At 60.5% G+C, this 13,686-nt stretch carries 14 protein-coding genes and 2 pseudogenes; 8 read left to right on the forward strand and 8 right to left on the reverse strand.

All coding sequences use genetic code 11. From position 1 onward, the window contains the following. Positions 1-71: 71 nt before the first annotated feature. Complete coding sequence (gene traA, locus ACVWVY_RS01820; RefSeq protein ID WP_456624784.1) at positions 72-3,035, forward strand: Ti-type conjugative transfer relaxase TraA; 2,964 nt, start codon at positions 72-74, stop codon at positions 3,033-3,035. 106 nt (positions 3,036-3,141) lie between these two features. On the opposite strand, the gene ACVWVY_RS01825 is transcribed toward traA, so the two are convergent. Beyond that, the gene (locus ACVWVY_RS01825; protein WP_456624785.1) at positions 3,142-3,303 is read right to left on the reverse strand and encodes a hypothetical protein; all 162 of its coding nucleotides are present in this window, start codon (positions 3,301-3,303) and stop codon (positions 3,142-3,144) included. On the opposite strand from ACVWVY_RS01825, the gene ACVWVY_RS01830 reads away from it, so the two are divergent. From ACVWVY_RS01830 to ACVWVY_RS01840, 3 genes are all read left to right on the forward strand, one after another. Continuing rightward, on the forward strand, positions 3,302-4,354 hold the full coding sequence (locus tag ACVWVY_RS01830; protein WP_456624786.1) for an IS110 family RNA-guided transposase: 1,053 nt from the start codon (positions 3,302-3,304) through the stop codon (positions 4,352-4,354). The genes ACVWVY_RS01825 and ACVWVY_RS01830 overlap by 2 nt on opposite strands. A 260-nt stretch (positions 4,355-4,614) precedes the next feature. After that, positions 4,615-4,827, forward strand: coding sequence for a helix-turn-helix transcriptional regulator (locus tag ACVWVY_RS01835; RefSeq protein ID WP_456632071.1), 213 nt, complete (start codon positions 4,615-4,617; stop codon positions 4,825-4,827). Between the two features lie 993 nt (positions 4,828-5,820). Continuing rightward, the gene (locus tag ACVWVY_RS01840) at positions 5,821-6,030 is read left to right on the forward strand and encodes a hypothetical protein (RefSeq protein ID WP_456624787.1); all 210 of its coding nucleotides are present in this window, start codon (positions 5,821-5,823) and stop codon (positions 6,028-6,030) included. Between the two features lie 668 nt (positions 6,031-6,698). On the opposite strand, the gene ACVWVY_RS01845 is transcribed toward ACVWVY_RS01840, so the two are convergent. Further along, positions 6,699-7,244 (reverse strand): PRC-barrel domain-containing protein, encoded by a 546-nt coding sequence (locus ACVWVY_RS01845; RefSeq protein ID WP_456624788.1) that lies wholly within the window; start codon positions 7,242-7,244, stop codon positions 6,699-6,701. A gap of 438 nt (positions 7,245-7,682) precedes the next feature. On the opposite strand from ACVWVY_RS01845, the gene ACVWVY_RS01850 reads away from it, so the two are divergent. Continuing rightward, the gene (locus tag ACVWVY_RS01850) at positions 7,683-7,850 is read left to right on the forward strand and encodes a hypothetical protein (RefSeq protein ID WP_456624789.1); all 168 of its coding nucleotides are present in this window, start codon (positions 7,683-7,685) and stop codon (positions 7,848-7,850) included. Positions 7,851-7,992: 142 nt separating this feature from the next. Then, complete coding sequence (locus tag ACVWVY_RS01855) at positions 7,993-8,385, forward strand: hypothetical protein (protein WP_456624790.1); 393 nt, start codon at positions 7,993-7,995, stop codon at positions 8,383-8,385. A 150-nt stretch (positions 8,386-8,535) separates the two neighbouring features. On the opposite strand, the pseudogene ACVWVY_RS01860 reads toward ACVWVY_RS01855, so the two are convergent. Beyond that, positions 8,536-8,722: pseudogene (locus tag ACVWVY_RS01860) on the reverse strand (DUF3606 domain-containing protein). A 116-nt stretch (positions 8,723-8,838) separates the two neighbouring features. On the opposite strand from ACVWVY_RS01860, the pseudogene ligD reads away from it, so the two are divergent. Beyond that, a pseudogene (gene ligD, locus ACVWVY_RS01865) lies at positions 8,839-9,742 on the forward strand (non-homologous end-joining DNA ligase). Between the two features lie 534 nt (positions 9,743-10,276). Here the strand turns inward: ligD and ACVWVY_RS01870 are convergent. Next, the gene (locus ACVWVY_RS01870; RefSeq protein WP_456624791.1) at positions 10,277-10,570 is read right to left on the reverse strand and encodes a DUF2934 domain-containing protein; all 294 of its coding nucleotides are present in this window, start codon (positions 10,568-10,570) and stop codon (positions 10,277-10,279) included. A gap of 292 nt (positions 10,571-10,862) precedes the next feature. Here ACVWVY_RS01870 and ACVWVY_RS01875 point away from each other — a divergent pair, with 292 nt between their 5' ends. Continuing rightward, the gene (locus tag ACVWVY_RS01875; protein WP_456624792.1) at positions 10,863-11,204 is read left to right on the forward strand and encodes a hypothetical protein; all 342 of its coding nucleotides are present in this window, start codon (positions 10,863-10,865) and stop codon (positions 11,202-11,204) included. A 128-nt stretch (positions 11,205-11,332) separates the two neighbouring features. Here ACVWVY_RS01875 and ACVWVY_RS01880 read toward each other — a convergent pair whose 3' ends face one another. From ACVWVY_RS01880 to ACVWVY_RS01895, 4 genes are all read right to left on the reverse strand, one after another. Next, complete coding sequence (locus tag ACVWVY_RS01880; RefSeq protein ID WP_456624793.1) at positions 11,333-11,785, reverse strand: hypothetical protein; 453 nt, start codon at positions 11,783-11,785, stop codon at positions 11,333-11,335. A gap of 560 nt (positions 11,786-12,345) precedes the next feature. Continuing rightward, on the reverse strand, positions 12,346-12,522 hold the full coding sequence (locus tag ACVWVY_RS01885) for a hypothetical protein (RefSeq protein ID WP_456624794.1): 177 nt from the start codon (positions 12,520-12,522) through the stop codon (positions 12,346-12,348). Between the two features lie 279 nt (positions 12,523-12,801). Further along, complete coding sequence (locus tag ACVWVY_RS01890; protein ID WP_456624795.1) at positions 12,802-12,963, reverse strand: hypothetical protein; 162 nt, start codon at positions 12,961-12,963, stop codon at positions 12,802-12,804. A gap of 378 nt (positions 12,964-13,341) precedes the next feature. Continuing rightward, positions 13,342-13,593, reverse strand: coding sequence for a hypothetical protein (locus ACVWVY_RS01895; protein WP_456624796.1), 252 nt, complete (start codon positions 13,591-13,593; stop codon positions 13,342-13,344). Positions 13,594-13,686: the final 93 nt, after the last annotated feature.

Below are 13,686 nucleotides of genomic sequence, written 5' to 3' on the forward strand. Positions count from 1 at the left end.
AATTTTTCGAGGGAGGGCGCGCTTATACGTCGTTCCGACGTGCGCTTGGCCGTGCCAATGATCCGGTCGCGATGGCGATCTATCATCTTCACGTCAAGGTCATTGGCCGTAAGGCCGGGAGTAGCGCGGTAGCATCCGCCGCCTACCGCTCGGGCTCGCGGCTGCGCGACGAGCGGCTTGATCGCAGCCATGATTTTTCCAAAAAGCGCGGCGTCGTGCATTCCGAGGTGATGCTGCCGGAGAACGCACCGGAGGCGTGGCGCGACCGCGAACGGCTTTGGAACGATGTTGAAGCCTTCGAGATCCGCAAGGATGCGCAGCTTGCCCGCGAGGTGGAATTCGCGCTTCCCCGCGAGATGACCCAGGCTCAGGGGATCGAGCTGGCCCGCGACTTCGTGCAGGCTGAGTTCGTGGACCGGGGCATGATCGCCGATCTCAATGTGCATTGGGACATGGCCGAGGACGGCATGCCCAAACCTCATGCCCATGTCATGCTGACCATGCGCGCGGTAGCCGAGAACGGTTTTGGCCAAAAGGTGCGAGACTGGAACCGCACGGACATGGTCGAGCGCTGGCGCGAACGCTGGGTGGAGATCACCAATGAGCGCTTGGCCGAACTGGACATCGACGCGCGCATCGACCATCGGAGTCTCGAAGCGCAGGGCATCGCACTGGAGCCGCAAAGCCAGATCGGGGCGCCCGCCAGACGTATTGAGGATGGGGGCATCGAGGGCGAAAGCACCGAGGCTGACCGCGCCGAGATGCACCGGGAGATCGCTCGTGGCAATGGCGCGCGGATCATCGCCGATCCTTCCCTTGGGCTGGACGCGATCACGCATCAGCAATCGACCTTCACGCGGCGCGATATAGCTGTCTTCGCGCACCGGCACAGCGATGGCATCGAGCAGTTCAACGAAGTCGTGGGCGCGATGCGCAGCGCGCCCGATCTGGTCGAACTCGGCAAGGACGGGCGGGGTGAAGACCGCTTCACCACCCGCGCCATGATCGAGGCGGAACAACGGCTGCATCGCGCCGCCAAACTCGTGGCAGAACGGCAACGCCATGAGGTGAACGACGCAGAGAGGCAGGAGGCGGTGACGCGTGCCGAACAGCGCGGCCTTGTCCTGTCGGGCGAGCAGGCCGACGCGCTGGCGCATATAACGGATGGGCGCGATCTTGGGATCGTCGTCGGCCATGCCGGAACCGGCAAGAGCGCGATGCTGGGCGTGGCGCGGGAGGTCTGGGAAGCGGCGGGCTACGAGGTCCGGGGCGCAGCACTTTCCGGCATCGCGGCGGAAAACCTCGAAAGCGGATCGGGCATTGTGTCACGCACCATCGCCAGCATGGAGCATGGCTGGCACCAGGGCCGCGACCTGCTCACGACCCGCGATGTGCTGGTGATCGACGAGGCCGGCATGGTCGGTACACGGCAGTTGGAACGCGTGCTGTCCCATGCTGCCGAAGCCGGAGCCAAGGTCGTCCTGGTCGGCGATATCAGGCAGTTGCAAGCAATCGAGGCGGGCGCGGCGTTCCGCTCGATTCATGATCGTCATGGCGGCGCGGAAATCGGCGAGGTGCGCCGCCAAAGTGAGGACTGGCAGCGGGACGCCACGCGCGATCTGGCGACGGGCAGAACCGGCCATGCGCTGGAAGCCTATCGCTCCCGTAGCATGGTGCATGAAGCCCAAACTCGCGAGCAGGCACGCAAAGATCTGATCGACCGCTGGGACCGCGACCGGCAGGCAGCGCCGGAGCGCAGCCGGATCATCCTCACCCACACCAACGACGAAGTGCGCGCGCTGAACGAGGCGGCGCGCGAACGAATGCGGAGTGGCGGCGATCTGGGCGATGAGGTGCACCTGACGGTCGAGCGCGGCGAGCGCCACTTCGCCTCCGGGGACCGCGTCATGTTCCTGCAAAATGAACGCAGCCTTGGCGTGAAGAACGGCACGCTGGGAATCATCGAACAGGTCAGCACGCAATCCATGACCGTGGAGATCGACGACGGCCGATCCGTTCGCTTCGACCTCAAGGATTATAATCGGATCGACCATGGCTATGCCGCAACCATCCACAAGGCCCAGGGCATGACGGTAGACCGCACCCATGTGCTGGCGACGCCGGGCATGGACGCCCATGGCAGCTATGTCGCCTTGTCGCGGCACCGCGACGGCTTGGAGCTGCATTATGGCGGCGACGATTTTGCCAGCCAGGACCGACTTGTCCGCACCCTGTCACGCGACCGGCCCAAGGATATGGCCTCAGACTACGAGCACCGCGATCCGGCCCAAAACTATGCCGAGCGGCGTGGAATCACCTTCCGCGAGCGCGTGGCCGAGATTGTGCGCAAGGTCGTGCCCGATGGGGTGCGCAACATGTTCGATGGCCTGCGCCCGTCTGCCGAAGCTGTGCCTGGCACAGGCGGCGCGCGGAGGCCGCAACGGGAAGCGCCGACAAGGAAGGTGGTGGAAGACCCGGAAGCGGCGCTGCGCAAGGCCCGCACCAAGGCTCTCATCCGTCATGCCCGAGCTGTGAATGCGATCTTCGATATGCAGGACCAAGGCGGCGAGGCAAGTCGCGAGCAGGTGAAGGAATTGCAGGAGGCCCGCAAGGTCTTCGAGGAGGTGCGGCCCTACGGCTCGCACGACGCCGAAGCGGCCTACAAGAAAAACCCGGAACTCGCCCTTGAAGCCGCTTCGGGCAACTCTGCCCGCGCCATCCGCGCGCTCCAGCTCGAAACCGAACTGCGCACCAATCCGAGCCGGCGCGCCGACCGTTTCGTGGAACGCTGGCAGAAGCTCGACCACACCAGCCAGCGCCAGTATCACGGCGGCGACGTCGCCGGCTACAAGGCGACGCGCTCGGCGATGGGCGACATGGCGAAAAGCCTTGAACGCGATCCGCAACTGGAATCCATCCTCGCCAACCGCAAGCAGGAACTCGGCATCGCATTTGAGTCAGGCCGCCGGCTCGGCCAGGAATTGGCCTTCACTCACGGCATCGACATTGGCAGAGGCCGGGGCATCGGAATTTGATCCATCCATTTGCCGCCATCTCTACGCCACGCTACGATGAGTCGAACAACCCTCTTGCCCGCTGCAACTGCTTGTCCTGTCTGGTCTCAGAAGCTGTCAGAGACAGTCAGCAGGAGGCAGCGCGGTTATGCGCGAACCAGATGGGGTAATCGGCTTCGTGCCCCATCTTCGCCGACCGGAAAGGAAGGAAGGTGCTGCGCTTCAGGCTGATGATAAAACGTGGTCTGAACGAAACAGCCACAAGCATCAGAAAGGTGAAGCGCAGCATGAAGTATTATGCGGGTCTCGACGTCTCTGTCAAAGAAACGAGCGTGTGCATTGTCGATGAAAGCGGAAATGTCTGCCGGGAGAAGAAGGTGATATCTCACCCGGACGATCTGGTCGCTGTCCTGAGCGACCCCGCATTCAACTTTGAACGGGTCGGGCTCGAAGCCGGGCCGCTGTCTCAATGGCTGTTCGAGGGGCTGGCGAAGGCCGGATTCGCGGTACTCTGTATCGAGACACGGCACACAAAAGCGTTCTTGAAGGCTCAACAGCCAAACAAGAGCGATCGCAACGATGCGCGCGGCATTGCGCACATGATGCGGGTCGGTCTGTTCAAGGACGTGCACGTGAAGACGCTCACGAGCCAGAAGCGCCGCGCCTTGCTGACGGCCCGCAAGCTGTTGCAGGAAAAGGCTATCGCCATGGAAAACGATATGCGTGGGCTTTTGCGCAACTTTGGGCTGAAGGTCGGCACGATTAGAGCATTCAAGTTCGATGAGCGGATACGCGAGCTCGTTGAAGCAGCTCCCGATCTGGCGGAAATCATCGAGCCGTTGCTCGCTGCCAGACAAAAGCTGCGCGAGGAGTTCGCCAAACTGGACCGCAAGGTCCGTGGCGAGGCCAGGGTCGATCCGATCTGCCGGCAGTTGATGACGGTGCCCGGAGTCGGACCGATTGTCGCGCTCGCCTATACCTCGACGATCGACATTCCGTCCCGCTTTCGGCATTCGCGAGCGGTGGGGGCTGTATTGGGGCTGACGCCCGTACTCAACCAGTCGGGCGAGAGCAGACGAATAGGTCATGTCTCGTTGTGCGGCGACGCCATGCTGCGGGGGCTTCTTTATGAAGCGGCGCAGGTCCTGCTGATACGCGTCAAGAAATGGTCGTGGCTGAAAGCGTGGGCGATGAATGTCGCCAAACGACATGGGGCCAAAAAGGCGATCGTTGCATTGGCGCGCAGGCTTGCGGTGGTCCTGCATCGGATGTGGGTAGACGGCTCCGAGTTCCGTTGGACACGGGAGACCAGGCCAACAACGACGGGCGCGACTGCATAACGCGACCAGCAGACAAAGAGTTTAGAGTTCCGCCGCGAGGCGGAAGGCGTCCTTCGCGGACGATGAATGATGTGAGTTCGCATACGGTCTTATCTCCGATGAGCCATCATCAGGATGCGAACCAGATTGGACCACATCGTTCTACTGGACCCCATAATGGGAGGGCTTCCATGCCGATCCCGGAGAGAAGCGCGGGCCGCGAAAAGACGTCGAACGTCACCCAAGTGGGAGGCTCGGAAGTGCTTGACCTCAACACGCCGATTAGAGAAGACCGTATCATCCGCTTGAGAACCGTGCTTTCCCGGACCGGGCTGTCCCGGTCCACCATCTACCGCAAGATCGCCGAGGGCACATTCCCGCCGCAGATCAAGATCAGCGTCAACGGGAGCGGCTGGCATGAATCCGACATCAACCGCTGGATTGCCGATCCCGTCGCATGGCGCCTGAAGCACGAGCTCGATGCGGCCAGATGACGTCAGCGGTCGGCTTTCTGCCGGCGACAGTGAACCGGACCGGCGTCAGGCCGTAAAGGCTGACGCTATCGCGCCCCCGCTTCGCGGCTTCGGCCTTGACGGCCTGACGCCGTCCCGGTTTGGGCTCCCCGTGCAGCTAAGGGTACGATTTGGAAGCGCGGTGGTGCTTCCAATCGTGAACAGAGAGGCAGCGGAGCGTACGGCGTCATACCTAATAGTAATCTCGGTTCTTGCTGACCACAAAATTGCGGTTTATCAGCTGCGTGGTCGTCTTCGTGGATGCCGGCCAGGTCGCATTGATATTCGAGCGTGAGCCCAGCAGGCAGGCTCTCATCAATCGCGGATGCCGGCGCATCAACGTGGCACAATCTCTGGCCGATTTGTACGCCATAACACGCCAGAGCATCCGAACGGACCGTCGCCCTTTTGCTTGCATCAGCATCGCTGGTTAATGCTGTTCGAGATTCTCGGATCGGCAGAATTGAGATCGGCAGGCACAGAGTATAGCGATACCAAGGCAGACAGCGCTCCCGCCATCACTTGCCCCCCGACTCATCAGTCGCGAGGCGGCTGCCGCCTATACACCACGGCCTACTTCCTGTCTCCACGAGTGAAAGTTGGAGGCAGAATTAGAGCAACGGCGCTTGTACACCAGAAGTTGCCCAAAGGGCCAAGTGAGCACGGGGACGGCAGGCTACGAGCTTGACAAGAGTGCTTCGGTCCGTCCGATTTTCACGCTACAGCACGCAGGAGTTAGCGGCGGCATCAGAGAGCCTTTTGTGTTTTGCACCGTAGGCCACATAGATCACGGATATCCGAAGCAAATGGGCTACGTGCAGATGGCGTCGAACAAGTCAGCAGGAACCGCTACCACAAAAGCAGCGCCTCCTTGTAAGCCCGCGTCGACACCAAGGTCGCACCATGAAATGCCCGTCTCGCTCAGTGGGGCTTGATTCGATCGTGGGGAGATCATCAAAGCACATGCAGAATTCCATGGTTGACAATGATAACAACAAACGGCGCCGGCTCGTCGAGTTCAAGGACGGTTGCCGCTATGGCAAATTCGGAAGGACTAAGGCTTATGAGCTGATCGCCCACGAGAGGATCAGGGCCTACAAGATGGGAGGCAAGACTATGATCGACCTCGACAGCGTTGATGAATATCACACTTCGCTGCCGAGGGTCGAAACGAGAGCAAGCTAGGCAGCCGATGTGCGCAGCGAGACGGCGGTGCGCAGGCTATCGAGGCGAGCAGGCTATTGCTGCATTAAACGCACGCGTTCGGCCCAATAGGGTACGGTTGTAGATGCCAGAAAATCTTGTTCTTGTCGCCCTTGCCAAGCATCAAGGCTTTTTACCCCCTCCTCCTTCTAATTTCTCTCCCACCTCATTTAGGCGGAATCCGCTGATACCGCTGACACCTGCCCCTCCTGGTCGTTTCACCGCAATCACGGCACCGGTCCCTGCTCCTGCGTCTTCCACTCATTGGAGGACGCAATGGATCGCTTTGAGGCAGGGCGCCGCTTCAAGTCCCGCGGTCAGTCTTACGGGCTTGAAGGACCATTGGACCCTGGACGACAGGGTACATCGAAATGGTCCGCTACAAATCCGGATGTGCTCATCCTGGCTGCCGACGGATAAACGAGATGCTCGGAAGGCCGCCGGCCAAATTTTATTTTTCCAACCTCGCTCCAAAATGCCCCTCAAGTGAGAGGGTACTTAAAGTGGCGCATCAGCCCGTAATTCCACGAGGCCCACACCATCAGTCCCATCTCCAGCGCCCGGACCCGCTTCGTTACATGCGTTCTTTGATCGGCTCATGAAAAAGGCCCCACCGCGATGGGGCCTTAATCAGCCGAAATATCGGATGCTCAGTTGTAGTCTGAATACTTGAACTGCGGCATCGCCTTCAGCTGCTCCTTGGTGCCGCTCATCACGGCGTGGTCTGGCGTCCAGTCATTCGCATTGCCGCTCCGTGCGTTCGTGGTGGTGGTGGTGGTCGTCGCCGCGCCGGTCGTTGTCTCGCGCGGCGCAGCTGCGTTGTCGCGCGTCGTCGTTGCGGTGGTCGAGCTGGTGCGGACCGGCTCTTCCATAAATTTGAGCTTGTCCATGGAAACCGCGATATCGTGCTCCCCCATGCCCAGGAAACCGCCGACACCGATGACCACGGCATTGACCTTGCCATTCTTGTCCAGGATCAGTTCGTTGATGTCGCCAAGCTTTTCATTGGCTTCGTTATAGACGTCGAGGCCCATGAGCTTGGACGCGCGCCAGTTTCCCTTGAGCGCCATTTTTTCCTGCGAGCCGGCAGTCGTCGCGGCGGGGGCCGCGCGATCCGTGGGCTGGGCGGTTTGCGCATAAGCGGGAACGCTGAAGACGGCGGCGCTCAGGAGAGCCGCGGCCAGGAATTTCTGCATTGTTTCCTCCTCCGAAGGGTTGATGGGTGCTTCTAGAACGGAACGCGCGAACGAATGTTCCCAGCGTTTCGGAGTAGTTCGGAGTCGGGAGCATGCGGCTCAGTCCCGTGCGGCCCTTGCGGGACTGCGAAAGCCCCCGCCGTGTATGGTGCTGGCGCCGAACTCGCGATCGACCGCGGCTGGCTCAGGACAGACAAATCCGGGGTACATCTCTATTCGCGAATGGGAACTCATTTCTCTTACAAGTCGCTTGGGCCATAAAATGGCTCAAGCGCGGCCGTGCGCCGAGACCATCCAAGTCGTCGACCTTCAGCAATCAGGGCGCGATCGCCAGAAGTCCCTGCTGAGTTTAAAATCAAAATAGGCGTGAGTTGCTTATTGGCACCGAGTTGATTCACGCGCTGCCCTGCCACCCAAACACTGGTAGCGAATGCGACAATGACAGCCGCGCTCGCAAACTGCATCGTCCATCCCGGCGAGCTAGTCACGAAGGTCTACCATTTTCAGATAATCGCCACTGACACTGCTCGCGGCGTGACCGGCCACGACTGCAGCCGCCGTGAAGACGACGATCAAGGTCAAAGCGGCGAAAAGGACGCCGATTAGCTTCAGAGCGCGCTTGTCTACCATCGCGAAGCGTCCTTAACGGTCGAGAAAAACCCGGTCGGTATTTCGACTCGAGCCTTTGCCTCCCTCTGATAATTTCGCTCAGTGAACAACACGAAGGAAATAGCATCCGAGGCCGCCAATGACGATCACGGCCGGGGCGGCCCAAAGCACCAGAACTGGCATGTACTCCTCCTCTTACCGGTTGCCCTCATTGAATAAACGCAAGTCTACTGCCACTTGTTCCCGCTTCTTCCAGCCGCGAGTTCCTCGTGGTATGATGCTTTGGAAGGCCGGGAATAAGCCGAGGCCCATTTATCGCCTCTTGCAAAATATGCCGATGGGGCCGGAAGAGATCGACCGCTTGACGACCGCCTATGAGCAAGCGTTGCGGACCCTGGGCATTGTCGACAGAGGTGACCCACTGGCTGAATTGGGTCGCAAGGAAAATCATCGAAATCGCACAGACTGGCGTGCGAGCCGAGCGACATTTCTGCTCTGGCAGTCCAGGAAATCGATATCCGCAGCAGCTTGAACACGCCAAAAGTCAGCTAAGAGGTAAGGCCGCCTCGGCGGCCCAACTGCGAAAGAAAGGGTCCCAGCGGCGGCGGAGACCCTTCCGAGGAGTCGCGTCGCACGGGGGGAAGTACGACATCATTTCAATCCACTACTCCGTAAGTCGTTCCTAACGTCCGAGCCCGCGCTCGACACGCTTGAGGCTTGTGCCAACCTTCTTGACGGCCTTCTTCACGTACTGCCGACCTGTTTGTCTTCTTCGCCGCGTAGCGCACCTCGTGATCCCGCCCGCCGGCGACCCGCGCCCGGTCCTGCTTACGCCCGCGGCTTGTTTGCTTCTTTGCCTTTGCCTTCACGGCAATAAGGCCGTTACGCGGGCAACGCGTCCTGAATGCGGAAGGGTTCCAGCTTTTCTCGGTCGGAACGATGCAACCTGTGCCAGCTTGAATCAACTTTCGTGGGGATTCTCGGCGTGGCGTTTCAGCGTAAAAAGCCCGCGGCGATCGGCGTAAAGGCGCCCTATCCCGGACTCGTCGCACCCGCGTTGGCGACGTCGACCGACAAGATGCCGTCCGGCGATCGCTGGATCCATGAGGTCAAGTTCGATGGCTATCGCGTCCAGGTGCATCTGGTGAACGAAGCGGTTAAGGTCTTCACCCGCCGCGGCAACGACTGGACCAAACGCTTCCGGAAGGTCGACGACGACGCCTGGCACATCGGCGCCGGCTCGGCGATCATCGATGGCGAGATAGTCGTTCCCGCCGCTGACGGCACCACTGATTTTGCGGTCCTTCAGAACGAGCTGAAGGGAAGTCGACAAAGATCATCCTGGTCGCTTTCGACCTCCTCTACCTCGACGGCTACGACCTTCGAAAGTTGCCGTTGATCGAGCGCAAGAAGCGCTTGAAGAAAATCGTCGACGGGACCGACATTCAATTCAGCGAAAGCTTTGAGGTCGACGGCAAGGAGATGTTTGCACACGCGTGCAAGGTTGGGCTTGAGGGCGTCGTCTCCAAAGTCCGCGACAGCCACTACCCCTCGGGAAGAGGCCGCGACTGGGTCAAGAAGACCTGCACTCAACGCGAGACGCTGACCATTGCAGGCTTTGCCCTCGACGGCAGCGATTGGGATGGCATCTATCTCGGCCGCCGCAGGGGCGACGACCTGGTCTATGCCGGCAAGGTCGACCACGGCTTTGACAAGAAGTCGGCCGCTGACCTTCGCAAGCGCCTGACGCCGCTGATCCGCAAAACCCAGCCTTACGCAAAGAAGATCGCGCACAAGGCGATCTGGGTGGAGCCCGAACTGCTCGCCGAAAGTCCGCCGAGGGCAAGGTGCGGCACCCGTTGTTCCGGGGCGTGCGGGAGGACCTTTGATGCAGGCGTGCAACCGTTGCGACAACTGCCGCTGGGTCTGCGAGAACCACAGCGACAGGCCATGGCTGTGGGCGCGAGCCTGTGGCTGTGGCGGCGCGGGAGCGCCCTGTCCGGTCTGCAACGCCGCCGGCATGGCCACCATGCCGGAGATGCCGGACGGCTTCCATGCTGATGCGATAAACAAGCATTTCGTGGACGATCAATAAGACGTTGCTCCTAGCAGGAGGGTTCCAGGTTCGGAGTCTGTCGGGTGCCAGACAGACGCCAAGGCAAAATAGCTTCAGCTTGGGTGCTGCCGAGAGCGGCGGCTTGCCCTGCAATGGAAACGACCCCACGGCTCCCAGCCCCCAAACCGGGGCCATTGCTTTCTTAGCAGTTAGGAATCGGCCAGCCGAAGAACGAACACTTCGTAGTGACGATGCCAATCGGCCGGGTCGATCCTGCGGACGACAGTATCCACGTATCGGGGTACGGCACGGCACCCGACATACCAGCCCTCAAAGCCCCCGGCAGGGCCGTGCTCAGCCTGGGGCGCTACTGAGCCGATCGGTCACTCTCGGTTGCTCCGCTGATCTCAGACTCGGCCTGAAGCCAAAACTCCAGGTCGCGGTCTACAGGGCATCCGTTCTGTTCCCAAAGCTCGTGTGCGCGGGCTGTTATCTCGTCCCGCATTCGGCGGGCAGCCCGACGTTGCCTGAGCCTCTGTCTCAATTCCGCGACCCACGCCTTGAGCCGCTCATACGTCGTCGGGTCAGTAACCCGCGAAGAGATGCGGCTCGCTTGTGCAATCTTACGTTCCAGTTCGAGGACATCGTCGGTTTCGTCCATTGGAATATGACTGCCGAGGGAGCGGAATTGTTCAACCGCAGATGCCGGCTGTGGTTAGATCGGTTCTAAACGTCGGTGCGGAATGATGATTGAGGTCAGAGACGAAACCGCCCCGTGCTTCCGTGAAACTCACCGGCATCAATCCGCTTCGTCGATCCCCAGAGCCCGCGCGGCGCTCCTCAAATTCCTAGGAACGAAATGACGCCTGGCGGCATAGAATCGGCGGCGTCTCCGGTCGACGCCGCCACGGCTCCTCGACTCCGGAGCTGGAGCCACCATTGTGGAGTCGCGTATGCGTCGCTCGCCATCAGTGGTACCGGCGGAAACCGGCCACGAGACTTACCTGGTGCTGGACGACTTGGGACGCCTCGGCCGCGTCTGGCGCGAGACCAACGAAGTAGATGCCAACCACGACGCGCTCATCCGCGACCTGTTGGACGATCAATATAGCCGTCCGACACGAGTCGTCGCCTTCAATACCATTGAGGGGTGGTCCCGCGACGTCACCCTGGATATCGCCGACGAGCTACGCCGACGCTTCGCCGACCACGATGACGTGCCGGTTTCCGTGGAGGAGCTACTGGAGATGCAAGGCGGTAAAGAACCCCCGAGCGGTAGCACTAGGCGGAAATAGCGCTGCTTCTTTTTGTCCCGATAGCAGGCGGGAGAAGGCTTCGATCCATGGGCGCTGGAAGAAAGGAGGCTCGTAGAGCTGAGCCGCCTTTCTTCCGATCAGTGTCAAAGTGATCAGTGTCAAAGTGATCACTGGCAGAGGTGTTGCCGACCATCCGCGCCACGGAAAGTGGTGCCAGGCGTACAGGCGAGGCTATTGCGAGCCGCATAGGTCTTCCAGTCGCGGCCTCCATAGCCGTAGCCGTAATAGTCATTATAATTGTTGTAGCTATTATCGAAGGCCCGGAACGGGGCAGTCGCGATCGCGCCCGCCGTTGCGGCGGCACCACCGACGATGGCACCCGCCGCGCCGACCGGCCCCGCAGGCCTGCCATACTGATCCCGAGTTACAACAGCGTTGGCATCGCGGAACTGTTCGCCGCGATTGTCCGCGCGTCGCTGCATATGGCTCTGGCTCTTGGCGTGGCTCACCTGTTTGTCCTTCATACCTTTGGTCGTCGTGCCCTCGGCCATCGCGGGGCTCGCCAGCGCGGAGGTTAGGATCGCGGCGGTGCCGAGGATCGCAAGACTCAGTCTCGTCATGGAACGCTCCCTTTCTTGATTTGTGATTTCTGCAAAAGCGCAGAACTGACAGATGTTCCGCGTACCTGCTGATCAAACCGATGTGATCTGATGTTCCCGCCTTGGGCGCACATCTTCAAACGTCGCCGCCCTGGAGAGCGGCCTGCGAGGCTTACTTGGGGAACAAGCGTTTCGTGGAAGACGCTGCCAAACTGAGGCGGCCTCCTTCATTTCGGCGGCTGTAACCCGGAGGACCTAATCCAGTCGCCCATGCGCGCCGCCGTTCCGGCTTGCCGCGCGCGCCGTATCAGATCATCGCGCATGATACCTGGGGGCGTGCCTTGGGCTTCCTTACGAAGGCGCTGGGCGTGATCTCGTAGTCGCTGATCCAGTGGCGTCGTTTGTGTGAAACGGCGTCTTCCATGACGGCGCTCCCCCGCTCTGAGTAAGGCGGGAAGCCTAATGGGCCTTTACCGACACCACGGACGCCGCGGCAACCTGGTTCGCAGAAAACGATCCGGAAGGCGTAGCCTTTGAGTACAACGTTCTCGAGTGAATGAGCCCGCCAACTTGAGGCGACGTTAGGCTGGCTTTGGCGCGTTCATGGCTCGCTCAACTTCGTCCGCAAGGCCGTTTAAATGTCGGTGCAATCGGTCGTACATCTCGAACTTGGTCTTGTCCGTTGCCATGTCGCGGATCAGGGCAGCGTCAGCTGCATCCTTGCGGAGTTTTTCGATCGAAGCGCGATAGTCTTTCACGGAACCGCCCCCACCTGTTGGAGCTAGGGCGGGAACGCGACCGGCGGTTCCATCACAGGTAAAAGCCACAGTCCGGGCTGTGATAGTAGTATGATGCGCCGTTCAATGCAGGAAAACAGTCCACAAGTGCACACAACGCGAATTAAATGGGCGCGGGACCGAAGCCCCCACGAAAAAGGCCGCCAACTGAGGCGGCCCGACAGGGCGAGGTCAGGGCTGCTGAACAGCGCTTGGCTGAGAGAGTTAGCCGCGCGGAAGAGCACTGCCAACTGAGCGGCCTTACTCCCCAATCAAGTCAGCTTCGCGCGCCTCCGCTTCAACCTCATCGGCCAAGCGGTAGAGAAATAAAGCCAACTTGGAATCTGGGGTCTCGCATGCCGTGCGGCGGCATTCGATGATCTGTTCTTGAATTTTGGTCAGAAGGTCCAGGTTGTCATCCATCGGACAAGGGTAAATCAGGCCACTCCCAAAATCAAACTAAGGCCACTGAGACAGCACCGATTTGTGTCCACTCCGTGAAAAGGGACCCTGCACCGGCTTTGGAAGGCCACCGACGGCCGATCGGCGCCAGCTCATGGACGAGCCCGTATCGCCCGCAGCGACCCAATTGAGCCTCGTGCGGAGCTTTTCGACGATCCCTCGCTGGTCGCTGGCGTATTCCTCAGCGACTTGCCGAGCCTGATCAGTACGCGACGGCTTCTCTTTCGGCTCCTCCTCGGGCGCCTTCTTTCCCAACTGCGCAGCCAATTGTGCTTCCATCTCGCGGACTAGCTTCCGTATCTCGGCGATTGTCATCGTGACGGAAGAGCGCTTTGCTTTCTAATTCGTCAAGGTCAGTTTGGGGCTGTGGCTGCGGTAGTTTGCGGTTCGACACCGATCTGCTTTCAGTAACGGGTCGAGGCGGTCTGCTTCTGGCTGCCCTTTGGCCGCCGCAGCATCCGCCAGTTTGTCGTATTCGCGGGCCACTCTGAGCAACTTGAACTTCTGCCTTTCATCAATCCACCGACGATCGGCCATTGCCGCGGTGGCGGCAGCGCGGTTGCGCCAGTACTTCGCGGAAAACTCTGACATTGCAGAACCTGTTGCTCATCTGCCCGCCGCGCCCCTGGACAAGATATCAATTTTCGCAATGTGGCTGTACGGTACCCGACACACAGAGGGCGT

This window comes from Bradyrhizobium sp. URHC0002 (assembly GCF_054059515.1).